Here is a 26,802-nt window from a genome sequence, read left to right as displayed (position 1 = left end):
GCGCCGTCGCCAGTCAAATGACTGATCCGACGGGCCGGCCGGCGAGCGAGGCTGATGTCGGCAGAAACCACAGATGGAAGGACCACGATGCCGCTCAACCTCTTCGGTATCGCCTTCGGGCTCGCCGGGCTGGCCGGGACCTGGACGGCCTCGTCGGCGGCGGGACTCGTGCCCGGTTTCGTGGGCGATGCCCTCTGGTGGGCGGTGCTGGTCGTGTGGCTCACCCTGCTGGGCCGCTACCTCGTGAAGGCCTCGCCGGCCGACCTCCGTCATCCGGTCCTGGGGCCGTTCGCGGCGCTGGTGCCGACGACCGGCCTGCTGATGGGTGGCCGTCTGGCCGGCACGTGGCTCACCGGCGGCCGCGTCGTCATCGCGGTGATGCTGGTGCTGGCCACGGTTTTCGCCGGCTGGTTCGTGGCGCATCTGCTCAGCGGCGGCCTCGACGTCGACACGCTGCACGCCGGCTATCTGCTGCCGACCGTGGCCGCCTCGCTCGTCGGCGCCCAGTCGGCCGCGCTGGCCGGATGGCACGCGGTCGCGGTCGGCGCGTTCGGCGTCGGCATCCTGTTCTGGTTCCTGATCGGCGCCCTGCTGCTGGGCCGGCTGGCCCTTCGCCCCGCGCTGCCCGGCCCGCTCCTGCCGACGATGGCCATCTTCTCGGCCCCGCCGGCCGTCGCCGGCAACGCCTGGTACGCCATCAACGGCGGCACCCTCGACACCATCGACCTGCTGCTGCTCGGCACGATGGTGCCGCTGCTGCTGGTGCAGCTCTTCCTGACCCCGAACTATCTGCGCCAGCCGTTCGCCCACGGGTTCTGGGCCCTGACCTTCACCATCGCCGCCAGCGGCACCTACACCATCCACTGGCTGACCGGCGAACACGCCACGGCCTGGCGTCCTCTCTCGTGGCTGGTCCTGACCGTCGTGACGGTCCTGATCGGACTGATCGCCGTCAAGTCGTCCCTGCTGGCCCTGCGCAAGCAGTCCCAGCACCGCGCCGCGGTGCCCGTCTAGACATCTTTTGGGTTGGGGGTCTGCGGCTGATCCACTGTGACGCTTGCGGTGATCGTCACGGCCAGCTGGGGTCGGGTCTGCTGATCACATGCGATATGGCGACGGTGTCGGCGTTGACCAGGCGGAACGGATCCGGCGGGAACGAGTGCGGCAGCCAGCGGCGGCGTTGTTCGTCGAGGGTAGATCGGCGGTTGAGGTCGCCGGCATGCTCGAGGTGTCAACGAAGTCGGCGTATCAGTGGCGGCGGGCCTGGAAGGCCGGCGGCGTGCAGGCGTTGGCGTCGCGTGGCCCGGCCGGGCCGGACCCGAAACTGTCCGACGAGCAGGTGGCCCGGCTCGAGGGCCGCCTTGAGCAAGGTCCGGCCGCCGCCGGTTACGGCGAAGACCAGCGGTGGACCCTCGTCCGGATCGTGGCGTTGATCGCGACGATGTTCCATATCCGGGTCTCGGTCACGACCGCGTGGCAGGCGATGCGGCGACTCGGTTATACCGCCCAGTTGCCGATCCACCGGGCGATCGAGCGGGACGAGGCCGCGATCGCCCATTGGCGGCGCTACCAGTGGCCGGCGGTAAAAGACTCGCCGCCCGCACATCCGCCTGGATCGTCTTTGCCGACGAGTGGGGCCAGACGCTGAAAGCCCACAAGGCCACCACCTGGGCGCCGAAAGGCGTGACACCGGTCGTGAAGGTAACCGCGAAGGGCACCGTGCGGGTGTCGGTGGCCGGGTTGTGCTGCTATCGGCCCGGCCACCGGTCCCGGCTGATCTACCGCACCCTGACCTCCCGCGGACGCAAGGGCGAACCGAAAGGGTTCCGGGAACCGGACCTGATCCGGCTGCTCGACGCCGCTCACCAACAGCTGCAAGCCCCGATCGTGCTGATCTGGGACCGGCTGTCGCTGCACAAGACACCTACGATCCGGGCCGCGATCGCCGCCCGGTCCTGGCTGCGCGTCCACGAGTTACCGGCCTACGCGCCGGAACTCAACCCGGTGGAGAACGTCTGGTCGACGATGAAAGGCAGCCTCGCCAACCTCGCCGTTCGCACCGCCACCGAACTCACCGCCGCGGTGAAGAACCGCCTCAACCGCATGCAATACCGCGCGGGGCTGATCGACGGCTACTTCACCGGAACAGGTCTACCTCCACCAACACCACCCTGACCCCCACCCCAGAAGGGCTCTAGCGGTCGGCGCCCAGACCCGGGTGGGCCGGGCCGCCCAGTTGGGCCGAGATGCGATCGACGGCCTTCCAGTACGCGGAGCCGTCGCTCTCGTAGACGTCCGGCTCCTCCTCGCGCAGTTGGTCGTAGATCTGCGCCATGCCGGCCGTCTGAGCGGCGGCTGTGGCCCACTGGTCGCCGGTCAGCGTGACGGTCCGGCTCGGAAGGCCCCGCCGAATGGTGCCGGAGATGGTTCGGAGCCGGTCGTCCTCCTCGGTCTCCATCTCGCCGGGCCCGCCGACGACGGCGACCCCTTCGTCCATCGGGGCCAGCGCGTCGAGGACCAGCCGCCATTGCCGTTCGGTCAGCTTGACCGTGTAGCGGCGCTTCGGCGCCACCCGTAACTCGCGGACGGCGTCGACGTCCGTCGCGTCGCGCAGGTCGACGAGGCCCGCCTCGACCGTGAACTCGCACCACTGCGACCAGCCCGGCACCGCCGCGTCCCACGGTGTGCCGCGGACCCGCCAGCGATAGGACTCCCCCGGCCCGAGACCCCAGTCACCCGCCTCCAGGACGACCGGCTGGCCCGGCATCCCGCTCGTGGTGCTGATGGTGGATTCGGTGTCGCCGAACCGTTGCTGCTCGAAGATGACCTCGGTCGGCTCCTTTCCTTCGACCGCGAAGACCGCCGACAGCGTGGGCGTGGTCGTGCCGACGATCGGCCGCCCTTCGCCGCGCACACACCCCGGCACGCCGTTGGTGGCCAGCCGGGTGGCCCGCGGCACACGCAACGACGGCAGAGCCGGCGCCGGGTGGAACTCGACTTCATCCGTCTCGTAGGCGATCGAGCAGGTGATGATCACACCGCCCTCGGACTCCGGGCACGCGAAGTCCGGCGAAGCCTCATTCGTCTCGTACGGCTGCGCGGGCATCACCGCCACCACGGCCGCCAGCAGCACGGCCACCGCGACCGCGCGCCTGATCTTGATCACCGACCTACCTTAGGCGGTGCCCGGCACCACCACGCAGAACTCGTTGCCTCCCGGGTCGGCGAGGGTCCACCACGGCTCGGACCGGCTGGGCTCGGCCCGCATGACAGCCCCCGCGGCGAGCAGTGTGGTCATGTCGCGGTCGCGGGCTTCGAGGTGCCATCGGGTACGGCTGCGGTAGCGCTCGATCCCCGGCACCGGGTCGAACACCATGAAGTCCCACGGGAACTCGGGCGCGCCGACCACCGCCGCCGCCTCCACTTCGTCGACCGCACGCCCACCCAGCACGCCGGCCCACCATCGGGCCAGCCGGTGCGGCTCCGAGCATTTGACGACGAGCTCGAACATGCCGGCCGGCCGGTCGTCCACCGCCGGGAACGCGCAGAACTGGGTGCCGTCGGGGTCCTCCAGCACATACCAGGGGTCCTCGCCCGGCGGCCGGATCATCCGCGCGCCGGCCGCCGTCAGGTGATCCGGCGCCGCCCCGGCCAGCCGCAGGTCGACGTGCACACGAGCGTCGTCGGGCGGCGGCGTGGCCGTCTCCCGTAGCCGCAGGATCTCGCGGGCCGGCCGCCCCGGGCCGGGCCGTACCGTCAGACCGTCGGCCCGCCCGCCGAGCGCGCCCCGCCAGAAGGCGGCCGCCCGCTCCGGGTCGGCCGTGTCGAGCACCAGGCCGTCGAACTGGGCGAGGGGATGCGTCGCCTGGCGCAGAGTTTCGGAAAGCATGCCGCCGATTACCGTGCCGGCCACCCTTCAAACTCCAACGATCATCCTCGATGGAGTGACGCCCTCACTCGTACACCGCGATGTTGATCGCGATCAGCGTGGCCCCGATCAGCACCGGCCACAGCACGACCCCGGCGAACGCCCCGACCGCGCTGTCGGCCCGGGCCCGCCGCCGATGCCAGACGCCGAGCACCACACAAGCCAACAGCCCGACGAGCACGCCGGTCAAAGCCACTGCGCCATCGGGTACGGACAGAGCAACGATCACGACCGCAGCCCAGATCGCCGCCGTCTGCCCGAGCCCCGCACCCACCGTCCGCACGCGGCCAGCCTAGGGCAGGATGTCACGGTGCCCGATCTCCAACTACCGGCCGCTGACGGCAATCGTGAGTCCGCAGATGATGGTCCCGACGTAGCCGGCCTGGGCGAGCAGTGAATGCACAGTGGCCCGGACCGCCCCCGCGGTCTCCGCGTTGACCCACAGCGTCGCGAAGCTTCGCGTCAACGGGAACGCCCCCGCCGCCAGCACCACCGCCACGCTGCCGCTCACCGCCCCGGGTGCGAGCGCCAGACCGGCGACGCCGGCCGCCGCGACCGCGCACGCCGCCGCGTACCCTCGCCGCACCGTGCGCGCGCCGCCTACCCAGGGCTGAACGAGACGCAGGGCCGCCGCCCCGACGAGGCACATCACCACACTCAGGCCGGTGAACCACACCACCGGATCGGCCGCCGGCGCCAGCCCCAGCAGCCGCAGCGGATACAGGCGCCCGAAAGCGTCGGCCACCCCGTTCACCAGCATCGAAGACACGAAGACGACCAGGAGTACGCGACTCCCCCGGACCCCCTGTCGCAGAATCGCCCACGCCGCCCGCCACCGGCGCGCCGCCGCGGGAACGAAACGATGCTCCTGGAAGCGCACCCCGACGTACAACCCAAGAAGCGTCATCGACGCACCCGCCGTGACCATCGCCGGGCTTCGCCCGATCAGCCAGGCCAGACCGCCGACCCCCATCAGCCCGGCCACCGTGCCGGTGAGCTGCGCGCGCTCGGCCCGGATGAGCACGAGCGGCACCTCGGCCGGATCGCCCAGCTCGTCGCTGATCCACGCCACGTCGGCGCCGCTGGCGAACGTCCACGAGAGCCCCCACAGCGCCTGCGCCGCCAGGAGCGCCGGGAAGCCGTCGACCAGCGCTGTCGTGAGCATCGCGGTGCCCATCACCACGTGCGAGACCACCAGCGACCACCGCCGGCTCAGCGTGTCGGCGACGACCCCGGCCGGCACCTCGAACAGCAGCGCCACCACCGATTGGGCGACGCCGATGAGCACGAGCCGGCCCGCGTCCAGACGCGCGTCGGCGACCAGGTAGATGCTGGTGACCAGCCACCACCCGCGGTGCAGCACGGCCCGGCACCAGACCCACCGCACGTACACCGTGCCCATGGGTGAAGTCTGGCGGCTAGGGCACTCGCGCCACGAATCCGTTGCAGGCCACGTCCTCCACCGCCGGGCGGGGTTGTGGCTCGTCCTGCGCGTGCCAGTGCGCGACCGAGGCCACGCCCGGGTCGACCAGTTCGAGACCGTCGAACAGGCGCGCGAAGTCGGCGCCGTCGCGGGCCTGGAAACGGCCGTCCGGGTTGGCCGCGGTCAGCTTGGCCACCGCCTCGGCCGGCAGGTATTCCCACGTCGCATGGGTCGCCGCCACGTAGCTGCCGGGCGGCAGCGCGTCGAGCAGCGTGCGGACGATGCCCGTCACGTCCTCGTCGTCGCGGATGAAATGCAGCACCGCGATGAGCAGCAGCCCGACCGGCTCGGTCAGGTCGATGGTGGCTTTGAGGTCGGTGTGGTCCAGGATGGATCGAGTGTTGCGCAGGTCGGCGTCCAGGTAGGCCACGCTGCCGGCCGGCGCGCTGGTGAGCAGCGCCCTGGCATGGCTCAGCACGATCGGGTCGTTGTCCACGTACACGATCTTGCTGGCCGGGTCGACGGCCTGGACCACCTCGTGGGTGTTGCCGGGCGCGGGGATGCCCGTGCCGATGTCGAGGAACTGCCGGACCCCGCGCGAGGCGATGAGCCGGGCCGCACGGCCGAGGAAACGGCGATTTTCCAGGGCCATCGTACGGATCGACGGCATGGCCGCCTCGATCGCGTCACCCGAGGCGCGGTCGGCCGCGAAGTGGTCCTTGCCGCCCAGCCAGTAGTTGTAGCGCCTCGCCGGATGAGCGACCGTGGTATCCACCCTGTCCAATGCCGCACCCCGTCTTCCTACATCGACAGTGCACACATCCTAGAGTGATCACAGCCCGGCTTGGTAGGCCAGGACCCCCCGGTTGACCAACTTGATCGCCTCGCGGGCCGTGTCGCGCACGTCGGCCGAGGCCGCCGACGCCTCACGGATCTGCCCGAGCAGGTCGAGCACCTGCCGCGCCCAGCGCACGAAGTCACCGGCCGGCATGTCGGCGTCGAAGTTGTGCCCGCTGGCCAGCACCCGGGCCAGCGGCTCGCCGCGCGCCCACCGGAACATCGGCCACACGAAGCCCGGGTCGGGCTCGCGCGTGAGGCTGAGCCCGTGGCCCGACTCGTCGGCGGCGATCTCGCCCCACAGCTTGGTGCACGCGTCGACGGCCGAGGTGATCGGGCCTTTCGGCACCGACGCCCGGTCGTCGCCCTCGCGCCGCGACTCGTAGAGCACCATGGACACCGCGGCCGCCAGCTCGTCGGGCGCCAGCCCGTCCCACACGCCCTGGCGCAGACACTCGGCCACCAGCAGGTCGGCCTCGGACCAGATGCGGCCCAGCATGCGCCCGGCCTCGGTCACCTCGCCGTCGCCGCTCAGGTAGCCGCGCTCGGTGAGCACCGCGCAGACCTGGTCGAACGTGCGCGCGAGTGACCCCGTACGCCCGGCGACCTTGTCCCTCAGCGCCTCGGTGTCGCGCTGAAGACGGTGCCGGCGCTCGGCCCAGCGGGCGTGATCCTCACGCTCGGGGCAGGCGTGGCACGGATGCTGCCGCAGCCGCACCTTGAGCAGCGCGATCTCGGCGTCCTCACCCGGCTGGGCGCCCTTGTTGCGCCGCCGCCCGCCGCCGTGCCGGTCGTGACCGGTCGCGGCGATCTGCGCGGCCAGGTCACGCCGGGCGCCCGGCGAGCGGTGGTTGAAGTGTTTCGGCACGCGCAGACGGTCGAGCACCTCGGCCGGCCCGCCGAAGTCGGCCGGGCTGACCCGCCCGGCCCAGCGGTCCTGCGTCAGCACCAGCGGCCGGGGCTCACCGAAGCCGCCGGTCGGCGCCTCGAGCACCACGGCCAGCCCCGCGCGGCGCCCCTGCGGCACCCGGATCACGTCGCCCACCCGCAGTTTCTCCAGCGAGGACGTCGCCGCGGCCCGGCGCTGCGAGGCGCCCTCACGGGCCATGGCCCGCTCCCGGTCGGCGATGGCGACACGGATGGCGAAGTATTCGTCGAAGTCACCGTGGTGGCAGGCGGCGTCGTTGCCGTACGCCTGCATGGTGTCGACGTTGCGCTGGACCTGCCGCGCCAGCCCGACCACCGACCGGTCGGCCTGGAACTGCGCGAACGACGACTCGAGCAGCTCCCGCGATTTCTCGGCCCCGACGGTGCCGACGAGATTGACGGCCATGTTGTACGACGGGCGGAACGACGACCGCAGCGGATAGGTCCGGGTGGACGCGAGCCCGGCCACGTGCCGCGGGTCGACCTCGGGGCTCCACAGCACGACCGCGTGGCCCTCGACGTCGATGCCGCGACGGCCGGCCCGGCCGGTGAGCTGCGTGTACTCCCCCGGGGTGAGGTCGACATGCGCCTCGCCGTTGAACTTGACCAGCCGCTCCAGCACCACGCACCGGGCCGGCATGTTGATGCCCAGCGCCAGCGTCTCGGTGGCGAACACGGCCTTGACCAGGCCCTGCACGAAGCACTCCTCGACCGCCTCCTTGAAGGCGGGCAGCATGCCGGCGTGGTGGGCGGCCACGCCCCGCTCGAGCCCGTCGAGCCACTCCCAGTAGCCCAGGACCGAGAGGTCCTCCCGCGGGATGCTGGCCACCTTCGCCTCGGCGATGCGCCGGATCTCGGCCCGCTCGTCGGCGTCGGTCAGCCGCATCCCCGCTCCCAGGATCTGCTGCACGGCGGCGTCGCAGCCGGCCCGGCTGAAGATGAACAGGATCGCCGGAAGCAGCCCGGCCCGCTCCAGCCGGTCGATCACCTCGGCCCGCGGCGGCGGCTGCCAGCGTTTCGACCGGCCGCCCCTGGGCCCGTACGACCGATCGGTCATCTCCAGGCGGCGCTGCATCTCCCGGGCATAACGCAGCAGCTCAGGGTGCACGTCGTGTTTCTTGGCGGCGTCGGCGTCGTGGAACAGGTCGAACATGCGGCGCCCGACCAGCATGTGCTGCCAGAGCGGAACCGGCCGGTGCTCACTGACCACGACCTCGGTCTGCCCGCGCACAGTGACCAGCCAGTCGGCGAACTCCTCGTAGTTGCTGACGGTCGCCGACAACGAGACGAGGGTGACGGACGCCGGAAGGTGGATGATCACCTCTTCCCACACGGCGCCCCGGAACCGGTCGGCCAGGTAGTGCACCTCGTCCATCACCACGTAGGCCAGGTTTTTCAGAGCCGCGGAGCCCGAATAGAGCATGTTGCGCAGCACCTCGGTGGTCATCACGACCACCGGCGCGTCGCCGTTGATGACGTTGTCGCCGGTCAGCAGCCCGACCTTGTCCGGGCCGTACCGCTCGACCAGGTCGTGGTATTTCTGGTTGGACAGCGCCTTGATCGGCGTGGTGTAGAAGCACTTGCGCTCACCGGCCCGCAACGCGAGGTGCACGGCGAACTCGCCCACCACCGTCTTGCCGGCCCCCGTCGGGGCACACACCAGCACGCCGCTGCCACGCTCGAGCGACTCACACGCGGCGCGCTGGAAGTCGTCGAGGTCGAAGCCGACATCGAGCATGAAATCGTCGAGCGCCGGAAACTCGGCCACCCGGGCCGCCCGCCGCTTCGATTCCGCATACCGTTCGGCGGGACTCGTCATGACCACAAGGCTAGTTCGTGGGTGTGACAACTTGCAGCACGGGCGCGATGGGTATGGTGCTCCCGTGCCGGATGTTGAATCGACCGATCACCCTCCCCATCGGCCGCACCGTCAGGTCGACGCCGTGCTGTTCGACTTCCACGGCACGTTGGCGCAGGTGGAAGACCCTGTGACATGGGTCGTGGCGGCCGCCGCGGCTTGCGGCCACGCCCTGGAACGGGCAAAGGCCACGGTCCTGGCCGACCGCCTGGTGACGGCCGGGCGCGCCGGCGGCCCCCTGCCGGCCCGGGTGCCGCTCCACCTGGCCGAGCATTGGTCAGACCGGGATCTGTACGCACATAGCCACCGAGCCGCCTACACAGGCCTGGCCGCAACCGTCGCCACGGACGTGGAGGGTTTGGCGGACGCCCTGTACGACCGGCTCCTGGGCCCCGACGGCTGGCTCCCCTACGCGGACACGGCGTCCACGCTGCGCACCCTGCACGAGGCGGGCATCAAGGTGGCGGTGGTGAGCAACATCGGCTTCGACATCCGCCCCCACTTCGACGCGTGGGGGATGTCGTCGCTGGTCGACGCCTTCGCGCTGAGCTACGAGGTGGGCCGCACAAAGCCCGACCCGGCCATCTTCCTGCGCGCGTGCGGCATGGTCGGCGCAGACCCCGAGCGCACCCTGATGGTCGGCGACACACCGGCAGACGCGGGCGCGGTCAAGGCGGGCTGCGCGGCACTGGTCCTGCCGGCGGCCGAGCCTGGGCGGCCCAACGGTTTGGGGGCCACGCTGGCTTTGGCGGGGTGCGCGGCTTAGCGCCTCGGTCACTCTGGGTGTCTGGTTGCGCTGCTGCTTCCCACGGTACGGGGGTGCGGGGTCGCCCTTCAGCGCCCGGCTCACCCTCGGTGATGAGTCGCGCTTCGCTTTCCACGGTACGGGGTGAGTGGTCACCCTCCGGCGCCCGACTCACCCCTTCGAGCCGGTTGGGCTCCGCTTCCCACGGTGTCGCGATCCCCGGTTGCGCGTCGGCCCGGGTTGCGCTTTGCGATCCTCCCTCTTGCGCCGCTTTTTCTGGCCTTTTTCTATGATTTGATTCATGTAATACCGGCGGCGTTTCGGACAGATATTGGCATGATCCAGAACGATTTGCAGATGGCTTTGCCTGACTGACCGCGGGATAATTGGTCATGCGATACCAGCAGATCGGCCTCTTCTCTCGCGAGCAGATGTCCGCGATGAGTGATCGCACACTTTCCCGCAAGTGGTCGCCCGGCAACGACGCGGACCGACGTGAGCTCGACCGCCGCCGAAAATGGGGCTTAGCGCAACGCCACGGCTTCAAGCTCTTTCGCCTACGGATGGAGGAAGGCTACCGCCGAGCCCAGCAGGCAGCGTCGCCCCAGCCGCAGGTCACGTCACCACCACCGCAGCCGCAGGCACCAGCTTCGGATCCACAAGCAACGACACCCGCCCTGCAGCCGCCGACCAAAACGCCTTCACCTCAGGCACCATCAGCGATTCCTGCATCCCAACCATCAACGGCGATCCCCGCTCCGCGGCCGCCAGTAGCGGAGTCCATCCCACAGCCACCGGTAGCGCAGTCCTGTCCACAGCCGCTAGTAGCGGAGTCCACCCCACAGCCGCCGGCAGTGGAGCCCTCTCCGCAGCCGCCAATAGCGGAGTTCGCCCCACAGCCGCCGGTAGCGGAGCCCTCTCCGCAGCCGCCAATAGCGGAGTTCGCCCCACAGCCGCCGGTAGCGGAGCCCTCTCCGCGGCCGGCAGTAGCGGAGGCCGCTGCACGATCAGCGGTAGCGGAGTCCGCTGCGCAACCGCAGGCCGTGATTGCCACCCCGGAGCCGCAGGGATCAATTGCCGTTCGGCGATCGCGGATGACCATATCCGCTCGAGAGCCGGCGGATCAGAAAAGGTCGCCGAATCAGGCCGAGCCGTCGGCGCGGGTCGTCAAACGCGGTTTCTCTGTCGCCGTTTGCGCGAAGCATTCTGACCACATCAGCGCAACACCAAGAGCGTTTCCGAAGACCAAGATACAGCAGCGCGGCCATTGCTCGCAGAATGCGAGAGGCGAAAGAATTCCCTCCTGGCCGAAGTGCGCCGGACGATCACCCGCCGTTGCCGACGATTACTTGGGCCGCCATGCGGCGCGTTCGGGACCCGGGCCGCCATTTGACTGAGACTGACCACCTCGAGCCGCTCAAGCTCGGAGTCGGCGGCCTTTGCTGTCGTCAGGCGTAGGAGTCCAGGGCGAGACCCTGGCGGACCTTGAAGGGCTTGGGCTCGGTGCCCGCAGCCTTACGGTCGGCCACAGCCTGCTCGATCGCGCCCAGCGCCGGCTTCTCGGCCGCGGCCGCGACGGTGGACTTGGCAGCGTCGCCAGAGGCGGCGCGGTCAGTGGCGGCGCGGTCAGAGGTGGCGCGGTCGGAGGCGGCGGAGGGCTTCGCGCGGTTGGAGATGGTGGTCTGGGACTGGGCGGCAGCGGCCTCGGCCATGTCCTTCAGGGTGCTGCGGGCGCTGTTGAAGGCGGCGGACGCGAGCGAGCTGAGCGAGGTCATCTGCATGCCTTCACATTCGGCCGCGGTGGGGGTTTCTGACCGTGTGGCTAGCGGAGCAACCGGACTGCACCCGGCACACACGTAATGTCGAGCGACAGGGGGCCGACCCGCTCGCCGTCGGCGTAGCCGATGATGTCGGCCGACCGGAGTTTTATCTGTTTTGCGCGGAATGTTCGGACACGCCGGTCATGGACGTGTGTGCCGCGATTGAGGCGGGGCTTGAGGCGGGCCAAGGCCAGGCGGCCGAAGGGCACGGCGACAACAACGTCGAGCAGGCCGTCGTACGGATCGGCGCCCGGCAGGATCCGCATGCCGCCGCCGTAGCTCGCGCAGTTGCCGACCGCCACGAGCATGCCGGTGAAACCATGGTCGGCGCCGTCGATCTCCAGCTCGTAGACGCGCGGGCGCAGCCGCGCCAGCTCCAGCAGGATGGCCAGGTCGTAGCGGCGAGGGCCCCGCGGCCAGCGCATCCGGTTGGCGCGCTCGTTCACCAGAGCGTCGAAACCACCGGCCAACACCGCCCCGAACCACCGTGCCTGCTCAATCGGCACATGCCCACCCTCTCCCGCGGAACCGAACGCCTCAGGGGCGGGGGCCGGGACGACAGCCGGCGCCGGCCCCCGCCCCTCGGCGGCAGAATCGGCAGCCTGTCCGGTGAAGCGCTCCTCGGCAGGACTGCGGGCTGGCCCAGGGAAACGCTCCTCGGCGGGCCCAAGGGGCGGCCCAGAAAAGCGCTCCTCGAGGGCAGGACTAGTGGCTGGCCCAGGACGGCGCTCCTCGGCTGCAGGGCTAAGGGCCGGCCCAGGGCGACGCTCCCCGGCGGACGGGCCTAGTGAGGTCATTCGGGCCAGATCTACGGGGACGGTGTGATTTGCGCGGATTGCGGCGGTGATGGTGGAGGCGGCCTCGAAGACGTCGGCGGGGATGCCTACGCCGGCGGCGAAGTCGTTGCCTGTGCCGGCGGGGATCACGCCGAAAGGCACGGAGGAGCCTGCCACTGCCTGCAAGGCCCGGTGCACGGTTCCGTCGCCGCCGACCGCCACCAGGGCGGCCGCGCCGGACTCGACCGCGGCACGGCATGCCCGTTCGGCGCCGGGGCCGCTGTGCGCTTCCAGGACGCGTACGGCACCCGCCTGGGAAAGGGTTTTCAAGACCCTGGGAAGCAGATCGCGGTGCCGGCCCCGCCCCGCGGAAGGGTTGGCCAGCACCGCGATCTCATTGCTCGTCACAGCCGAGGAGCGTAGACCCCTACGAGATGTCGTCGAATCGTCCGTCCAGCGGGCGGGGTTTCGACACCGGACTCGGCGCCTCGATCGGCGTCGGAGCCTCGATCGGATCGGACGCGCCGACCGGGACACGGTCGTCGGTCAGCGGGGAGATCTCGTCGTCGTCGAGGTCGGCGTAGATCTCCTTGCCGCGGCCCTTGCGCTTGTCGTTCAGATAGGCGACGCCGACCGCGATCCAGTACAGCAGGATCATGCACGCGGCCAGCAGTGTCATGCCGAACGGGCCCGGGTCGGGGGTGGCGATCGCCGCGAAGGCGAACGACAGGAAGACCACGATCCGCCACCAGCCGGCCAGCTTGCGGGCCGAGACCACGCCGGTGAAGTTGAGCATGAGCAGGATCAACGGGAACTCGAAGGCCGCCCCGAAGATCAACAACATGTTGGTCACGAAGCCGACGTACGCCGAGACTTCTAGTTTGGTGCTCTCCCCCAGTACGCCGGCTTCCATGATGAACTGGAGGCTGTGGCCGACCACCAGGTAGGCCAGGAGCGCGCCGGCCACGAACAGCGGCACGGAGATCGCCACGAACACGTACGCCCACTTGCGCTCGTGCCTGTGCAGGCCCGGCGCGATGAACGCCCACAGCTGGTAGAGCCAGACCGGCGCGCCGACGATGAGGCCGACCCACAGGGCGATCTTGAGGCGGAGCAGGAGCTGGTCGCCGACGCCGAGCACGATCCAGTCGCAGTACTGCGTGCCGTCGGCACGGACCGCCTGCGAACTCGGTAGCTGGCAGTACGGCGCCTCGAGCTGATGGAAGACCCACTTCGAGACGATGAAGCCGACGATCAGGCCCACCACGAGCCCGAGCGAGGCGACGAACAGCCTGTTTCGCAACTCCCTGATGTGGTCGATCAGGGTCATCGAGCCGTCGGCCGCCTGCTGGAACTTGCTAGGCCCTTTGTTGCGGCGAAGGGTCAGCTGCATGGCCGAGGGTCAGCGGTCGTTGGTGCGCTGCACCGGGTCGACATAGGGCTGCGCGGGCGGCTGCTGCGGCTGCTGGTACGCCGCCGAGGGCGGCGGCGGAGCCTGCTGGTAGCCACCGGGCTGCTGCACCTCGCCCTGCAGGGGCTGGCGGCCGTACTGCGGCTCGGCCTTCTCGGCGACGTCGTTGTTGTCGTCGACCAGGCCCTTGGTCTCGGCCTTGATGATCCGCAGCGACCGGCCCAGGGAACGAGCCGCGTCCGGAAGACGCTTCGCGCCGAAGAGCAGCACGAGGACCACCACGAAGACGATGATGTGCCATGGCTTGAGGGCGCCCATGGGTTAACTCCAGTCGGTCGGATCAGTTGTGCGGGGTCCATCGTACGTGTCAATTCTGCGGAGTTGACCCCGTGGACCCACTGGTTTTGGCACTATCTCAGACTACTTACGGATCTGCGGGAGCGACTCCACCCGCTGCTGGAGCGCTTCGGCCGCTTTCTGCAACTCCAGCACCTCGGCCTGGCGCCGCTGGAGCTTCACGACGGCACGCCGCAGCCCGCCGAGCGGCCCGAGCAGCCGCCCGCCCGCGACGGCGAGAATGACCAGCGCGACCACCACCACGGCGATCCAGATCCACATCAGCACCGGGCCACCCTACCGGCCCGGCGTGCTGTACTGATCCAGCGCGGCCGTGGCCTGGTCGTGAATCCGGGTGAGCAGCTCGGGCGGCCCGAGCACGGTGACGTCCGGCCCGAGGCCCAGCAACAGCCGCTGGGCCCAGCCCAGGTCGGTGACCCGCATGGTCACGACCCATTCGTCGCCGCTGCGCGTCACCTCCTCCACCGGGTAGTACTCGGTGATCCACCGGCTGCCCCGGCCCACCCGCAGCGTCACCAGCTGCAACTCCGGGCCGGGCCGGAAGACGCCCTCGCTCACGTCGTGCGGCACGGCCTCCTCCGGAGGCAGGGACGGTTCATCGAGTTCCTCGTACGCGTCGACGCGGTCCACCCGGAACAGGCGCGTTCCCTCGGCGCGGCGGCACCAGGCCTCGAGGTAGGCCCGCCCGTCGACCATGACCATCCGCATCGGGTCGACGACCCGCTCGGTGGTCTCGTCGCGTGCGGCCGTGTAGTACGTCATCCGCAGCGCGTGCCCGCGCTCGACCACGGCCCGGAACTCGTCGAGCCGCTTCTCGTTGCCCGGCAGGCGCACCTCCACCGGCGCGTCCGCCTGGTCACCGGCCGCCGTCTCGATCTTGGCGAGGGCGCGCTCGATCACGTCGCGGTTGCCCGTGCCGGGCGTCTCGGCCAGCATCCGCAACGCCACGACCAGGGCCAGCGCCTCGTCCTGGGTCAGGCGCAGCGGCCGGTCGATGCCGGCGTCGTGGCTGATCGTCACGGTCGTGTCGTCGAGCGCCATGTCGATCAGGTCGCCGGGCCCGTAGCCGGGCAGCCCGCACACCCACAGCAGCTCCAGGTCCTCGCGCAGCGTCTTCTCGGTCACGCCGAAGTCGGCCGCGGCCTCCGAGACCAGGATTCCCGGACGGGCCAAGAGGTACGGCACCAGGTTGAGCAGCCGGCCGAGGCGATCCCCGGTGGGGCGGGGACCGGTCATGAGCGAGCCACCACTTCCTTGAGACGTTGGATCACGGCGTCGCGGACCTCCGGCGGTCCCTCGACGCGGACGTCCGGGCCGTAGCCGACGATCTTCGACGCGAGGTACTCGGCATCCCCGTACGAAATGGTCAGTCTGTCGCCCTCGGGTCCTTCAACCGCGTCGGTGGCCCAGCGGCGCAGCATGGCGCCGCGTCCCGGCTTGACGATGACGGTGGCCCGGCCGTTGTGGGCCACCGGGCCCGACCACTTGGCGACGTGGCTGATCAGATCGGGGTTCTCGGGCGGGACGAACGCGTCCGTGCGGCCCACGGCCTTGACCGCGCCGACGATGCGCGAGAGCCGGAAGCAGCGGGTGGCGGCCCGGTCGCGGTCGTGTCCCACCACGTACCACCGGCCCCGCCAGCACACCACGCCCCACGGCTCCAGGCGGCGGGTCGCCGGATCGTCGACCTCGGGCACGCGGTACGAGAACGTGACCGCCCGGCGATCACGCGCGGCGGCCGCCAGCGGACCGAACGCCGGGTCGACCGTGACGACCGGCTCGACACCCAGCGTGGCCTGCGGATCGACCTCGACGCCGGCCGCGCGCAGCTTGGCCAGCCCGGACGACGCGGCGGCGGCGAGACCCGCGTGCTGCCAGAGCCGGGCGGCGATGCCGACCGCGGCCGCCTCGTCCGGCTCGAGCAGGATGTCCGGAAGCGCGTACTCACGATGCGCGATGCGGTAGCCGGGCTCCTGGTCGAAGACGCTGGCCGTGCCGGTCTCCAGTGGGACGCCGAGCTCGCGCAGCTCCGCCTTGTCGCGCTCGAACTTGCGCTGGAAGGCCTCGTGGTCGCGCGGGTCCTCGGGGTCGTGCTCGTAACCGGGCACGGTCAGGGCGATCTGCGCGGCGGTGAGGAACCGTCGCGTGGACAGGAGGCAGATCACCAGGTTCACCAGGCGCTCGGTGCGGGTGCGCGACACGATTGGCAACGCTAGCAGCATGGACGCCGGGGTGACGTACGCGCTACTCCCCGGCGGTTTCCGGCGGCCGTCGCCAGGAAAGGATGGGCCGGGTGAGTCCCGCACAGACCCCAGACGAGCAGTTCCCGGTCGGCCTGGCCGCCGCCGAACCGCTCAATCCGATCGATTCGCCCCAACAGTCCGAACAACCGGAGAATGAGAGCGTCGGCACGGTCGTCGTCGCCGGCGCCGCCAACCTGGGCATCGCCGCCGCGAAGCTGGTCGCCGGCCTCATCTCCGGCTCGGCCGCCATGATCTCCGAGGCCGCGCACTCGCTGGCCGACACGATCACCGAGGTTTTCCTGTTCGTCGCGCTGCGCCGCGGCGCCCAGCCGGCCGACGAGGAACACCCGTTCGGGTACGGCAAGGAGGGCTACGTCTGGGCGTTCATCGCCGCGATCTTCACCTTCGTCGGCGGCGCCGGCTTCTCCATCTACCACGGCGTCATGACGATCATCGACGGCGAGCACAGCGGTGACTTCCTCTGGTCGTACGTCGTGCTGGTCGTCTCGTTCGTGGCCGAGGGCACCTCGTTCCTGCGGGCCCGCCGGCAGGTGGCCGGTGAGTCCATGCGCTGGGGCATCAGCCCGTGGCGGTTCCTGCGGCTCACCCCCGACACCACGGTCAAGGCGGTCTACTTCGAGGACTCGGCCGCCCTGATCGGCCTGATCCTGGCCGGCGCCGGCCTGGGCCTGACCCAGCTCACCGGCGACGAGATGTGGGACGGCATCGCCTCGGTCGCCATCGGCGTCCTGCTTTTCCTGGTCGCGATGATCCTGGCCAAGAGCAACGCGTCGCTGCTGGTCGGCCGGGCCGTGCCGCGCCAGGTGCACAACCTGATCGCGCAGGACCTCAACTCGATCCCGATCGTGGTGGCCGTGCCGACCCTGCTGACCATGCAGCTCGGCCCGGGCGACATCCTGGTCGCGGCCAAGGTCGACTTCGTCGACGAGTGCACCGGGGCCGACATCGAGGCCGCCTCCGACGAGGCCGAACGCCGCTTGCGGGCGCGCTTCCCGGGCATCCGGTACGTCTTCCTCGACCCGACCAGGGGCATGGCCGGACGCAACCACATCGACGGCGGCATCGACGGATAGGGTCTGACGCCATGGTGCGGTGGCGGGCGGGGACGGTTCAAGCGGTACGGCGTCGGTGGCGAGGCGCCGTGGAGCTGGACGTCTCGACCAGCGACGGCCCGGTTCGCGCCCTGGCCTATCCGTCGCTCGTGGGTTCGCCCGAGCAGGGCGATCGCGTGCTGCTCAACGTCGGCGCCCTGGTCATGGGCCTGGGCACGGGCGGATACGCGCTGGTGGTGGCGCTGCCCGACCGGCTGCCGGCCGATCCGGTCGACGACGGGACGACCCGCGACGCCGGGCATCTGGTCAAGGCCCGTTACACGCCGTTGCAGGTGATCGGCCTCGGCGTCGACGAGGAAGCCTCGCCGCACCGCGCGGTCATGGAGGCGGCGACGTCGCTGGAGGGCATGCCGGTGGTCACGGCCGATCTCCACTCGGCCTTGCCGGCCATCCTGGCCGGGGTGCTCGCGTCACGGCCCGGCGCCAAGGTGGCCTACGTGATGACCGACGGAGGAGCTTTACCAGCTTGGTTCTCCCGTACGCTCGACGGCCTCGCGTCGCGGCTGGCGGGCACCGTCACCACAGGTCAGGCGTTCGGCGGCGACCTCGAGGCGAGCACGGTGCACACGGGCCTGCTGGCCGCCCGGCACGTCCTGCGCGCCGACGTCACGATCGTCGCGCAGGGCCCCGGCAACCTGGGCACCGGCACCCCGTGGGGCTTCTCGGGGGTGGCACTGGGCGAGGCGGTGAACGCGATCGGCACCCTCGGCGGCCGCCCGGTCGGCTCACTGCGGCTCTCCACCGGCGACGCCCGCTCCCGGCACCGCGGCGTCTCCCATCACAGCCTCACGGCGTACGGCAAAGTCGCCCTCCTCCCCGCCGACCTGCCGGTCCCCGACGGCCTGGACCCGGCCTTGCTGGCCGCCCTGCAGCCCCTGGCGGCAAGGCACCGCATCGTCACCGTCCCGGTCGACGGCCTGGACGAGGCCTTGCGCGCCTCCCCCGTCCCTTTGTCGACGATGGGCCGCAAACTGGACGAGGACTACACATACTTCCTGGCCGCCGCAGCCGCCGGCCGCCACGCCGCAACCCTGCTGCGGTGAAGCGCCCCGACGAGCTCACCGACCTCCTCTGGTCCTTCTCGCCGGACGGCACCCACCTGCCCGCCGAAAGCCTGGACTACCGGTTCATCGCCGGCGACGCCCTGCGACCCGGTCTGGCCGTCGAGCACGGCGCCGACACGATCGTCATCTCCAGCGGCCTGGTCCACCACCTGTCGCCGGCCGACCTTCCGTCGTTCTTCGCCGCGCAGCAGGCGCTCGGCGTCCACGGGTTCGCCCACTGGGACATCGATCCCAGCGTCTGGTCGACCGTCGGGGCGTGGGTCTTCCACCGCGGGCGGATGCGCTCACCCGTCTCCCGCCACGACGGTGTCCTGTCCGCTCGCCGCGCCCACCCCGTCGGCGTCCTGGCCGCCGCAGCCTGTGTCGGCGCTCCCGCGTACGACGTGACCTGCGTGGACGTCCCACGCTGGCGGCCGCGCGTCGTCAACGTGCTGCGCCCGGTGACCGGGCTGGCGGCGTCCCCGTGACCGCGGCGGCCGTCGCCGCGGGGCTGGCGCTGATCGCCGGGCTCGACGGCGCCCTCGCCGGCTTCCGGTCGTCGTGCGGGCGCAGCGGCCTGGTTCGCCACCGGGCGCAGAACGTGACCGCCCACCTGCGCGGCCTGGCGGTGGTCCTGCTGGCCCCGGTGGCCGTCATCGTCCTGCTCGGCTACACCGCGCGACCCGGGCCCTATCTGGCCGCGGGCCGCGCGATGCTCGCCGTGTATGTGCCGTTCGCGGTGGTGGCTCTGCTGGCCCTCGTCGCCTACCTGGTCCTGGGCTGGCGGCGGCGTTTCTTGACCACCGCGCTCGTCCTGGGGCCGTGCACCGCGGCCCGCCCGCTGATCGCGCTGCTGGCCATCCGTCGCTGGTACGCCGCGCTCACCCCAGTTTCCGCACCAGAGTGACGCCGTCGCGGACCGGGAGCAGGACCGACTCGACGCGCTCGTCGGTGACGATGCGGTTGTTGAGCTCGGCGACCACGACGTCGGACTCGTCGGTGGGGCGCAGCACCCGGCCGTCGCGCAAAGTGTTGTCCAGGACCAGCAGGCCGCCGGGGCGCAGGCGCGGGATCAGCTCGTCGTAGTACTGCGGGTAGCCGGTCTTGTCGGCGTCGACGAACGCGAAGTCGACCTCCGGCTCGGGCGGCAGGGCACGCAGCGTGCCGGTCGCCGGCCCGAGGCGCAGCTCGATCCGGTCGTCCACCGCGGCCCGCTGCCAGAAGCGCCGGGCCACCGCCGTGTACTCCTCCGACACGTCGCAGCAGAGCAGCCGGCCGTCCTTGGGGAGCCCCCGGGCGATGCAGATGCCCGAGTAGCCGGTGAACACGCCGACTTCGACGGCGAAGCGGGCCCCGGTCAGCCGGACGAGCATCGTGAGCAGCTCGCCCTCGTCGTGCGAGATCTGCATGCCGGCCGCCTCGGGGAACAGCCGCCGGGTCTCGGCGGCCAGCTCCCGCAGGACGTCGTCCTGGGGCGTGCAGTGGGCCAGAAGGTAGTCGCTGACAGCGTCGCTGATGATTTCCGCCATGCCCCCACGGTTGACCGCCCGCGCGTGATCGTCAACCTTTTGCGAAGAAGGCACCGTGCCGCGCAGTCAGGACGCGACGGTTTGTGATGCCCTGAGTGGAGGGAGCCGACGGCGCCGGTGGCGCGTCCAAACGGGCGTGAAGATCTATGTGCTGGTGGCCGTGCTCGCCCTGGCCGGGTGCGGCGAGTCGGAGGCGGCACCGCCGGAGGTGCTGGAGAAGGCGGCGGCGGTCGTGGAGTGCGGGACGTTCGAGCTCGACCAAGGCGAGCAGCTGTCCCAAGAGGCGGGACTGTGCCTGCTCGGGGCCGCGCAGAAGGGGCAGATCGCACGGCTCGAGGTGACCGTGCCGACGGTCGAGGGTGATCCGATCACGACCGTGTACGCGACCAGGCCGGACGGCAGTGTCGAGGTCGTCGAGGACAACCGGCAGGATCCGTGGGGGCCGCAGGAGGTCACCCGCGAGGTGTGCACCGGGCCGGTTGTCGCCGAGCACGGCCTGACCTTCAGTCAGTGCGGTAAGACCACGGAGTAGTGCCCATGACCGCGCGGAACGCCCGCCGCAGCTGGGTTTCTCCGCCGAAGCCGCAGGCGGGCGCGATGTCGGCCACCGAACGGTTCGGATGCCGGCGAAGCAGGCGCGCGGCCTCGGCGACACGGAGGTGGCGCAGCTCGTCGGCGAGGGATGGCGGCTCGCCCGCGAAAAGCCGGAACAGGGCACGCCGCGACAGATGGCAGGCGCGGGCCACGGCGTCGGCGTCCAGGCGCGGATCGCGGTAGGCCGTCCGCAGGTGCTCCAGCACCTTCGCGCGGGCGGCGGGCGGCCCGAGACCTGCGCTTTCCTCGGCGAGGGTCAGCGCCTCACCCAGCAGTCCGATGCCGTACGGGATGAAACGGGCGGGGAAGTCGGGGGTCAGCGACCGGAGGAAGGCGACCACCGGGCCGGCCCCGGGCACCGGGACGGCGGTGGCCCGGGCCAGGGGCCGCGACGGCAGCAGGCGGGCGGGAACCTGGACGACGACCTGCTCGAACGGCGACGGGAAGGTGAACCCGAACGGGCGGGTGCTGTCGCAGAAGACCAGATCGCCCGGGTCCAGGCGGGCCTCCTCGTGGGGCGCAGCCGGGCCTCGAACGGGTCCGGGCCGAGCGGCGCGGCGGCCAGCGGAACGAAGGTGCGGGTGATCGCCGCCCGGTAGTCGCTGAACTCCACCCGCCGATCATGGCTCAGCCCAGCGCCTCCTTGGTTGCCGCCGCAACCTCCGCCGGAGACGGCAGCGAAGGCCCCTGCGCGGTCACCACCCGGTCCGCGTGCAGGGCCACGGTCTGCTCGGGCAGGAAAAGCCGGGCCGACCGGGTCATCACGACGGTCACGGTGGCGTCGAGGTCAAGGCGCAGGGCATTGACGTACGCGGGCAGTCCCGCGACAGAAGCAGAGCCCGAGGCCCCGACGAGCAGCTTGGTCATGCCCCAACGGTCGCGCCGGTCGCCCTGACCCCCGCACACCGTGAGTGCCAGGAGCCGATCAACCAGTGCCTCTTACGACGTGAAGATCAAATACGCCCAGCCCAGCAAGATCACGCCCAGAACGACCGCCATCACCCAGGTGGGCAAGCGGCGGCCGCCGGCGCGGTTTCGCTGGATCTCGGCTCGGATGCGCTCGCGCTTGCGGTCGACGCGGGAGGACGGCTGGTCGGGCTCGTTCATGGCCTGACCAGCCTATCTCCGCGTCACATGCTGGCGATCAGCCGCTCTACGCGCTCGTCGTAGGCCCGGAACGGGTCCTTGCAGAGGACCGTGCGCTGAGCCTGGTCGTTGAGCTTGAGGTGGACCCAGTCGACGGTGAAGTCGCGGCGCTTCTCCTGGGCGTGGCGGATGAACTCGCCGCGCAGGCGGGCCCGCGTGGTCTGCGGCGGCGTCTCCTTGGCCTCGAAGATCTCCAGGTCGTTGGAGATGCGGTCGACCTGATGACGCTTCTCCATCAGCGCGTAGAGGCCGCGGCCCCGGCGCACGTCGTGGTAGGCCAGGTCGAGCTGGGCGATGCGCGGGTGCGACATCGGGATCTCGTGCTTGGCCTGGTAGCGCTCGATCAGCTTGTATTTCGACACCCAGTCGATCTCGCGGGCGACCGGGTCGAGGTTTTCGCTCTCGATCGCGTCGAGCACCCGGCCCCACAGCTCGACGACCCGCTTGGCGGTCTGGTCGCCGCCACGGCGCTCGACGAACTCGGTCGCCTTGGCCAGGTATTCCCGCTGGATCTCGAGGGCGCTGACCTCCTTGTTGTTGGCCAGGCGGATCTTGCGGCGGCCGGTGATGTCGTGGCTGACCTCGCGGATGGCCCGGATCGGGTTTTCCAGCGACAGGTCGCGCATCACCACGCCGGCCTCGATCATGCGGAGCACGATGTCGGCGCTGCCCACCTTGAGCAGGGTGGTGACCTCGTTCATGTTCGAGTCGCCGACGATCACGTGCAGACGGCGGTAGCGCTCCGCGTCCGCGTGCGGCTCGTCGCGGGTGTTGATGATCGGCCGGGACCGGGTGGTGGCGCTGGAGACGCCCTCCCAGATGTGCTCGGCGCGCTGCGACAGGCAGAACACGGCCCCGCGCGGCGTCTGCAGCACCTTGCCGGCGCCGCAGATCAGCTGGCGGGTGACGAGGAACGGGATGAGGACATCGGCGAGCCGCCCGAACTCGCCGTGCCGCGACACGAGGTAGTTCTCGTGGCAGCCGTACGAGTTGCCGGCGGAGTCCGTGTTGTTCTTGAACAGGTAGATCTCGCCCGCGATGCCCTCGTCGTGCAGCCGTTTCTCGGCGTCGACGAGAAGGCCTTCGAGGATCCGCTCGCCGGCCCGGTCGTGGGCGACCAGATCGGTGACGGAGTCGCACTCGGGCGTCGCGTACTCGGGGTGGGAACCGACATCCAGGTAGAGGCGGGCGCCGTTACGGAGAAAGACGTTGCTGCTGCGTCCCCAGGACACCACTCGGCGGAACAGGTAGCGAGCCACTTCGTCCGGAGACAGCCGCCGCTGCCCCCGGTAGGTGCACGTGACTCCGTACTCGGTCTCGAGGCCGAAAATTCGCCGTTCCATGACGAAACATTAGCCTCATCGGCCACCCGATGGCAGCCACTAAACTGCTGGCAGGATGAACGTTCTGGTCACCGGTGGCGCGGGGTTCGTCGGGTCGCACTTCGTGCGGGCCGTCATCGGCGATCGGCTGCCGGGCCTCGAGGGCGCGTCGGTCACGGTTCTCGACAAGCTTTTGTACGCCGGTTCCGCGTTCGCCAACCTCAACGAGGTCGCCCACGCGAAGCGGCTCGACTTCCACCCGGGTGACGCGGCCGACGCGGCGCTCGTGGTGCCGGCCCTGCGGGGCTGCGACACGGTCGTGAACTGCGCCTTCTCCCCCGGCCCGGAGCACGTGCTGAGCACCGCGGTGCTGCTGGAGGCGGCCCACCGCCACGGCGTCGCCCGATTTGTACACATGTCGGCAGACTCCGTGTACGGCTCGGTGACCGACGACGTGGTCGCCGAGGACACGCCTTTGTCCCCCACGACCCCCGAGGCGGCGTACATCGCCGGCGCCGATCTGCTCGCGACCGCCTTCCACCGCACGCACGGCCTGCCGGTCGTCATCGTCCGTGCCGCCACCACGTACGGAAGCCATCAACGCCCTTCGGAAACCCTCCCCCGGGCCGTCACGGCGCTCCTGGACGGCCGCACGGCGCCCATCTGCCCGGACCGTACGCGGGACTGGCTGCACGTCGACGACCTCTGCCACGCGATGGCCCTGGCCACCACGTCGGGCACGCCCGGCGAGACCTACCACGTGGGTGGCTCGGTCGAGCTCACCGAGCGCGCCCTGCTCGAGATGATCCTGGCCGAGCTCGGCGCCGGCGGGGACCGGGTGACCACCGAGCCGCCCGCGTCCGACCTCCGGTACGCCCTGGACGACGACAAGATCCGCGAACAGCTGGACTGGCACCCGCGGGTGGAGTTCACGACGGGCCTGGCCGAGACGATCGGCTGGTACCGCGACAATCCCGGCTGGTGGCGCCCTCAGATCGGCTGACTCAGCTCGACGCCGGTCACGAACAGCACCGCCTGGCCGCCCGCACGAAGACCGGGGCGCGGCGAAAGCCGCGCCCCGTGTCGTCAGGAACCGTCGCCGTTGACGCCGTCGGCCGGCTCGGCCGGGTCCTTGGGCTCGGCCGCCTTGCTCGTGGCGGGCTTGTCCTTGGCGTCCTCCTCGGAGGCCGCCGAGACGGTCGGCTTGTCGGTGGCCGGGCTCGGCGGGGCGGCGTCGACGTCGCCCAGCTCCTTCTCCGGCACGTCCTGGCCGCCCTCGAGCAGCGTCGACAGGGCGGCACCGGCGATGCGGCGGAACGCCCGGCCCTTGCGGCGCCGGTCGAGCACCGCCACCTCGAGCTGCTTGGTGGTCAGCTGGCGGGTCGCCCCGTTCTCGCCGCCCACGCTGCCCAGCGCCTCGGCCGCCAGGGCCAGCGCCGCCGGCAGGTCGGCCGCGGTGTCGTGCCGCTCGCGCAGCACGTTCGAGATCGCCTCGGCCTGCCCGCCCATCGCCATGAAGCCCGGCTCGTCCATCACCGAGCCGTCGTACGTGATGCGGTAGAGCTCGTCGGTCTCGGGCGAGGAGCCGACCTGCGCGACGCAGATCTCCACCTCGTACGGCTTCTGGGTCTCGGTGAAGATGGCACCCAGCGTCTGCGTGTACGCGTTGGCGAGGCCGCGCCCGGTCACGTCGCGCCGGTCGTAGCTGTAGCCGTTGAGGTCGGCCATCCGCACGCCGGCCCGGCGCAGGTTCTCGAACTCGTTGTACCGGCCGACCGCCGCGAAGCCGATCTTGTCGTAGATCTCGCTGATCTTGCGGAGGGTGGTGATGTTCTCGGCGACCAGCAGGATGCCGCCCTCGTACGTCAGCACCACGGCGGAGCGGCCGCGGGCGATGCCCTTGCGGGCGTACTCCGAGCGGTCACGCTGGACCTGCTCGGGTGATGCGTAGAACTGCATGGCCACGGGTGGCTACTCCCTCATGAAGTCGACTGCGGGCTCTTGTCGGCGGGCGTCTAGCCGCCCGGGTTCTCCATGCGGCCGGAGACCACCTGCTCGGCCACCGCGGTGATCTCCTGCTCGGACAGACGGTGCGTGCCGTTCGCCGTCGCGCTCATCACCACCGGGAAGATCTTGCGGGTCAGGTCGGGCCCGCCCGTCGCCGTGTCGTCGTCGGCCGCGTCGTACAGCGCCTCGACGGCCAGGCGGACCGCCTCGTCGGTGCTGATGCCGGGCCGGTACTTCTTCTTCAGCGCCGACTTGGCGAACAGCGAGCCGGAGCCGATCGAGTCGTAGCCGGTCTCCTCATAGAGGCCGCCGGCCACGTCGAAGCTGAAGATGCGCCCCACCCGGGCCGGGTCGGACGGCGTCAGGTCGAAGCCCGCGAACAGCGGCACCACCGCGAGGCCCTGCATGGCCGCGCCGAGGTTGCCACGGACCATGCCGGCCAGCCGGTTGGCCTTGCCGTCGAGCGAGAGCATCGTGCCCTCGATCTTCTCGTAGTGCTCCAGCTCCACCTGGAACAGCCGCATCAGCTCGATGCCGATGCCGGCGGTGCCGGCGATGCCGATCAGCGAGTACGAGTCGGCGGGGTGCACCTTCTCGATGTCGCGGCTGGCGATGAGGTTGCCCATGGTCGCCCGCCGGTCGCCGCCCATGACCACGCCCTCGGCGGTGGCGATGGCCACGATCGTCGTACCGTGCGGCGCGATGTCAGCGGCCATCCCCGGCGGCAGGGGCCGGCGCCCCGGCAACATCTCGGGCGCCGCCTGGGTCAGGAACTGCGTGAAGGACGACGTCCCCGAGTTTTGGAAGAACGCTGGTAGACGCCCGGATGGATCAAAGTCCATTGCCACGTGGTTCCTTTCAGATACGTGATCGCCTCGGCGAGGAACACAGGGTTGTCCCGGAACTGCCCGAGCCCGCCGTTGCAGTTGAAGCACAATATCCCGCGCACCCACCCAGTGCGATGATCGTGATCGACGTGTTGAGGGTCAGGAGCGCCACAGATCGCACACACCCCACCCTGCTCCGCCAGAAGCTCGTCGAACTCGGCTTGGCCGATGCCGTATCGATGCCGAAGGTGGTACTCCCGGGTGCCGCCGTAGAGCCGGTTCTTACTCTCCACGCCGCGGGCGGTGTGGCAGGGCAGACAATACGAGTGATACCCGCTTGCCTTGCTCGTCGTACGCGCGAACTCCGTCAGCGGCTTGATCAGGCCGCAGTCCGGGCACCACTTCGACCCCGGAGGAACCGGCTCAGACGATTTCCGCTGCTCCTTGACTCCGCGCTTACGACGACTGGCCTCCGACCGCGACGCAGCGCACCGCTTGCAGTAGAAGGCCAGTCCGTCCGGCCGCCGGACGTTGCTGTGAAACTCCGTTACCGGCAACGTCCGGCCGCACTGAGGGCAGTCCTTAACATCCGATCCCCGTAAATCGGACATTTTGGACTATTCACCCCCTTTTTGCACGTATCCCCTCACGAATTCCTCGGCGTTCTCTTCGAGGACCGAGTCGATTTCGTCGAGGAGGTCGTCGACGTCCTCGGTGATTTCGGCGTGTCGCTCGGCTACCTCCGGGTTGGCCTCAGTGGTGACGTCCTCAACCTCTGAGTCCTGCCGGCCCTTGCCGGACTGCGACTGACCGCCGGTGTCTCGAGTTGCCATGGGGTACCACCTTTCTAGCCACCCGAAGTCCGCGACATCGGGT

Annotated in this window: 32 protein-coding genes and 1 pseudogene; 10 read left to right on the top strand and 23 right to left on the bottom strand. The window is 70.5% G+C overall.

From position 1 onward, the window contains the following. The first annotated feature begins 87 nt into the window (after nt 1-87). From CRP55_RS17455 to CRP55_RS17445, 3 genes are all read left to right on the top strand, one after another. Nucleotides 88-1,014 (top strand): SLAC1 family transporter, encoded by a 927-nt coding sequence (locus tag CRP55_RS17455; RefSeq protein WP_179855225.1) that lies wholly within the window; start codon nt 88-90, stop codon nt 1,012-1,014. Nucleotides 1,015-1,102: 88 nt separating this feature from the next. Continuing rightward, nucleotides 1,103-1,648 carry a winged helix-turn-helix domain-containing protein gene (locus CRP55_RS17450; protein WP_097321111.1) on the top strand — a complete coding sequence of 182 codons (546 nt, stop codon included), beginning with the start codon at nt 1,103-1,105 and terminating at the stop codon, nt 1,646-1,648. Continuing rightward, entirely contained in the window at nt 1,573-2,175 is a 603-nt protein-coding gene (locus CRP55_RS17445) for a transposase (protein ID WP_245923109.1), read from the top strand. The genes CRP55_RS17450 and CRP55_RS17445 overlap by 76 nt, the downstream gene beginning before the upstream one ends. Before the next feature lie 19 nt (nt 2,176-2,194). Here the strand turns inward: CRP55_RS17445 and CRP55_RS17440 are convergent, their stop codons facing one another. The 6 genes from CRP55_RS17440 to CRP55_RS17420 all read right to left on the bottom strand — a co-directional run bounded on the left by CRP55_RS17440 (nt 2,195) and on the right by CRP55_RS17420 (nt 8,934). Continuing rightward, the gene (locus CRP55_RS17440; protein ID WP_097321109.1) at nt 2,195-3,166 is read right to left on the bottom strand and encodes a hypothetical protein; all 972 of its coding nucleotides are present in this window, start codon (nt 3,164-3,166) and stop codon (nt 2,195-2,197) included. A 9-nt stretch (nt 3,167-3,175) separates the two neighbouring features. Continuing rightward, entirely contained in the window at nt 3,176-3,889 is a 714-nt protein-coding gene (locus CRP55_RS17435; protein WP_143234683.1) for a VOC family protein, read from the bottom strand. Nucleotides 3,890-3,953: 64 nt separating this feature from the next. After that, the gene (locus CRP55_RS52155) at nt 3,954-4,211 is read right to left on the bottom strand and encodes a hypothetical protein (RefSeq protein ID WP_143234681.1); all 258 of its coding nucleotides are present in this window, start codon (nt 4,209-4,211) and stop codon (nt 3,954-3,956) included. Nucleotides 4,212-4,253: 42 nt separating this feature from the next. Continuing rightward, nucleotides 4,254-5,330: an MFS transporter gene (locus CRP55_RS17430; RefSeq protein ID WP_097321107.1), complete on the bottom strand. Its 1,077-nt coding sequence runs from the start codon at nt 5,328-5,330 to the stop codon at nt 4,254-4,256. 16 nt (nt 5,331-5,346) lie between these two features. Continuing rightward, a complete protein-coding gene (locus CRP55_RS17425) occupies nt 5,347-6,135 on the bottom strand; it encodes an SAM-dependent methyltransferase (RefSeq protein WP_097321106.1) in 789 nt (262 codons plus the stop codon). Nucleotides 6,136-6,183: 48 nt separating this feature from the next. Further along, the gene (locus CRP55_RS17420) at nt 6,184-8,934 is read right to left on the bottom strand and encodes a DEAD/DEAH box helicase (protein ID WP_097321105.1); all 2,751 of its coding nucleotides are present in this window, start codon (nt 8,932-8,934) and stop codon (nt 6,184-6,186) included. 64 nt (nt 8,935-8,998) lie between these two features. Between CRP55_RS17420 and CRP55_RS17415 the strand changes: the two genes are divergently transcribed. Further along, nucleotides 8,999-9,739, top strand: coding sequence for an HAD family hydrolase (locus CRP55_RS17415; RefSeq protein WP_245923080.1), 741 nt, complete (start codon nt 8,999-9,001; stop codon nt 9,737-9,739). 1,427 nt (nt 9,740-11,166) lie between these two features. On the opposite strand, the gene CRP55_RS17410 is transcribed toward CRP55_RS17415, so the two are convergent. From CRP55_RS17410 to CRP55_RS17375, 7 genes are all read right to left on the bottom strand, one after another. Beyond that, nucleotides 11,167-11,499, bottom strand: coding sequence for a hypothetical protein (locus CRP55_RS17410; RefSeq protein ID WP_097321103.1), 333 nt, complete (start codon nt 11,497-11,499; stop codon nt 11,167-11,169). A 41-nt stretch (nt 11,500-11,540) separates the two neighbouring features. After that, nucleotides 11,541-12,722, bottom strand: coding sequence for a diacylglycerol/lipid kinase family protein (locus CRP55_RS54610; protein WP_245923078.1), 1,182 nt, complete (start codon nt 12,720-12,722; stop codon nt 11,541-11,543). A 19-nt stretch (nt 12,723-12,741) separates the two neighbouring features. Then, the gene (tatC, locus tag CRP55_RS17395; protein ID WP_097321102.1) at nt 12,742-13,707 is read right to left on the bottom strand and encodes a twin-arginine translocase subunit TatC; all 966 of its coding nucleotides are present in this window, start codon (nt 13,705-13,707) and stop codon (nt 12,742-12,744) included. A 9-nt stretch (nt 13,708-13,716) separates the two neighbouring features. Then, entirely contained in the window at nt 13,717-14,043 is a 327-nt protein-coding gene (tatA, locus tag CRP55_RS17390; protein WP_097321101.1) for a Sec-independent protein translocase subunit TatA, read from the bottom strand. Nucleotides 14,044-14,145: 102 nt separating this feature from the next. Then, on the bottom strand, nt 14,146-14,343 hold the full coding sequence (locus CRP55_RS17385; protein ID WP_097321193.1) for a hypothetical protein: 198 nt from the start codon (nt 14,341-14,343) through the stop codon (nt 14,146-14,148). A gap of 15 nt (nt 14,344-14,358) precedes the next feature. Further along, entirely contained in the window at nt 14,359-15,318 is a 960-nt protein-coding gene (locus CRP55_RS17380; RefSeq protein WP_097321100.1) for a helix-turn-helix transcriptional regulator, read from the bottom strand. Continuing rightward, nucleotides 15,315-16,283: a helix-turn-helix transcriptional regulator gene (locus CRP55_RS17375; protein WP_097321099.1), complete on the bottom strand. Its 969-nt coding sequence runs from the start codon at nt 16,281-16,283 to the stop codon at nt 15,315-15,317. Before CRP55_RS17375 ends, CRP55_RS17380 begins: the two co-directional genes overlap by 4 nt. Before the next feature lie 161 nt (nt 16,284-16,444). Between CRP55_RS17375 and CRP55_RS17370 the strand changes: the two genes are divergently transcribed. From CRP55_RS17370 to CRP55_RS17355, 4 genes are read left to right on the top strand one after another with little or no spacing between them, the layout of a single operon-like run. After that, nucleotides 16,445-17,419: a cation diffusion facilitator family transporter gene (locus CRP55_RS17370; RefSeq protein ID WP_245923107.1), complete on the top strand. Its 975-nt coding sequence runs from the start codon at nt 16,445-16,447 to the stop codon at nt 17,417-17,419. 11 nt (nt 17,420-17,430) lie between these two features. Then, nucleotides 17,431-18,501 carry a DUF3866 family protein gene (locus CRP55_RS17365; RefSeq protein ID WP_097321097.1) on the top strand — a complete coding sequence of 357 codons (1,071 nt, stop codon included), beginning with the start codon at nt 17,431-17,433 and terminating at the stop codon, nt 18,499-18,501. Further along, a complete protein-coding gene (locus tag CRP55_RS17360) occupies nt 18,498-18,989 on the top strand; it encodes a class I SAM-dependent methyltransferase (RefSeq protein ID WP_097321096.1) in 492 nt (163 codons plus the stop codon). Before CRP55_RS17365 ends, CRP55_RS17360 begins: the two co-directional genes overlap by 4 nt. Then, nucleotides 18,986-19,408, top strand: a complete 423-nt coding sequence (locus CRP55_RS17355) for an oxidoreductase (RefSeq protein ID WP_097321095.1) — start codon at nt 18,986-18,988, stop codon at nt 19,406-19,408. The genes CRP55_RS17360 and CRP55_RS17355 overlap by 4 nt, the downstream gene beginning before the upstream one ends. Here the strand turns inward: CRP55_RS17355 and CRP55_RS17350 are convergent. Continuing rightward, entirely contained in the window at nt 19,383-20,030 is a 648-nt protein-coding gene (locus CRP55_RS17350) for an O-methyltransferase (protein ID WP_097321094.1), read from the bottom strand. The genes CRP55_RS17355 and CRP55_RS17350 overlap by 26 nt on opposite strands. A gap of 136 nt (nt 20,031-20,166) precedes the next feature. On the opposite strand from CRP55_RS17350, the gene CRP55_RS17345 reads away from it, so the two are divergent. After that, nucleotides 20,167-20,562 carry a DUF4362 domain-containing protein gene (locus tag CRP55_RS17345; RefSeq protein ID WP_097321093.1) on the top strand — a complete coding sequence of 132 codons (396 nt, stop codon included), beginning with the start codon at nt 20,167-20,169 and terminating at the stop codon, nt 20,560-20,562. Here CRP55_RS17345 and CRP55_RS55665 read toward each other — a convergent pair. The 5 genes and pseudogenes from CRP55_RS55665 to pafA form a co-directional block, all read right to left on the bottom strand. Beyond that, the gene (locus tag CRP55_RS55665; RefSeq protein ID WP_281260793.1) at nt 20,534-20,776 is read right to left on the bottom strand and encodes a helix-turn-helix domain-containing protein; all 243 of its coding nucleotides are present in this window, start codon (nt 20,774-20,776) and stop codon (nt 20,534-20,536) included. The two genes, CRP55_RS17345 and CRP55_RS55665, sit on opposite strands and share 29 nt — an antisense overlap. A gap of 177 nt (nt 20,777-20,953) precedes the next feature. Continuing rightward, nucleotides 20,954-21,133: pseudogene (locus tag CRP55_RS55660) on the bottom strand (AraC-like ligand-binding domain-containing protein); the annotation flags it as partial. A 118-nt stretch (nt 21,134-21,251) separates the two neighbouring features. Then, nucleotides 21,252-21,491: a flavoprotein gene (locus tag CRP55_RS52150; protein WP_097321091.1), complete on the bottom strand. Its 240-nt coding sequence runs from the start codon at nt 21,489-21,491 to the stop codon at nt 21,252-21,254. Nucleotides 21,492-21,563: 72 nt separating this feature from the next. Continuing rightward, nucleotides 21,564-21,731: a hypothetical protein gene (locus CRP55_RS53080; protein ID WP_179855223.1), complete on the bottom strand. Its 168-nt coding sequence runs from the start codon at nt 21,729-21,731 to the stop codon at nt 21,564-21,566. 23 nt (nt 21,732-21,754) lie between these two features. After that, complete coding sequence (pafA, locus tag CRP55_RS17330; RefSeq protein ID WP_097321090.1) at nt 21,755-23,113, bottom strand: Pup--protein ligase; 1,359 nt, start codon at nt 23,111-23,113, stop codon at nt 21,755-21,757. A gap of 55 nt (nt 23,114-23,168) precedes the next feature. Here pafA and CRP55_RS17325 point away from each other — a divergent pair, with 55 nt between their 5' ends. Next, nucleotides 23,169-24,095, top strand: coding sequence for a dTDP-glucose 4,6-dehydratase (locus tag CRP55_RS17325; protein WP_179855222.1), 927 nt, complete (start codon nt 23,169-23,171; stop codon nt 24,093-24,095). A gap of 83 nt (nt 24,096-24,178) precedes the next feature. Here the strand turns inward: CRP55_RS17325 and prcA are convergent, their stop codons facing one another. The 4 genes from prcA to CRP55_RS17305 are packed head-to-tail and all read right to left on the bottom strand — an operon-like array spanning nt 24,179 to nt 26,759. Beyond that, nucleotides 24,179-25,057, bottom strand: coding sequence for a proteasome subunit alpha (gene prcA / locus CRP55_RS17320; RefSeq protein WP_097321089.1), 879 nt, complete (start codon nt 25,055-25,057; stop codon nt 24,179-24,181). Between the two features lie 50 nt (nt 25,058-25,107). Then, nucleotides 25,108-25,947, bottom strand: a complete 840-nt coding sequence (gene prcB / locus CRP55_RS17315) for a proteasome subunit beta (protein WP_097321088.1) — start codon at nt 25,945-25,947, stop codon at nt 25,108-25,110. Then, nucleotides 25,866-26,537, bottom strand: coding sequence for an endonuclease VII domain-containing protein (locus CRP55_RS17310; protein WP_097321087.1), 672 nt, complete (start codon nt 26,535-26,537; stop codon nt 25,866-25,868). Before CRP55_RS17310 ends, prcB begins: the two co-directional genes overlap by 82 nt. A 6-nt stretch (nt 26,538-26,543) precedes the next feature. Continuing rightward, nucleotides 26,544-26,759, bottom strand: coding sequence for a ubiquitin-like protein Pup (locus CRP55_RS17305; RefSeq protein WP_097321086.1), 216 nt, complete (start codon nt 26,757-26,759; stop codon nt 26,544-26,546). Between the last annotated feature and the right edge of the window lie 43 nt (nt 26,760-26,802).

Source organism: Paractinoplanes atraurantiacus, from assembly GCF_900215205.1.
GTDB lineage: Bacteria > Actinomycetota > Actinomycetes > Mycobacteriales > Micromonosporaceae > Actinoplanes > Actinoplanes atraurantiacus.
This window is presented reverse-complemented; position numbering and strand designations above follow the sequence as displayed.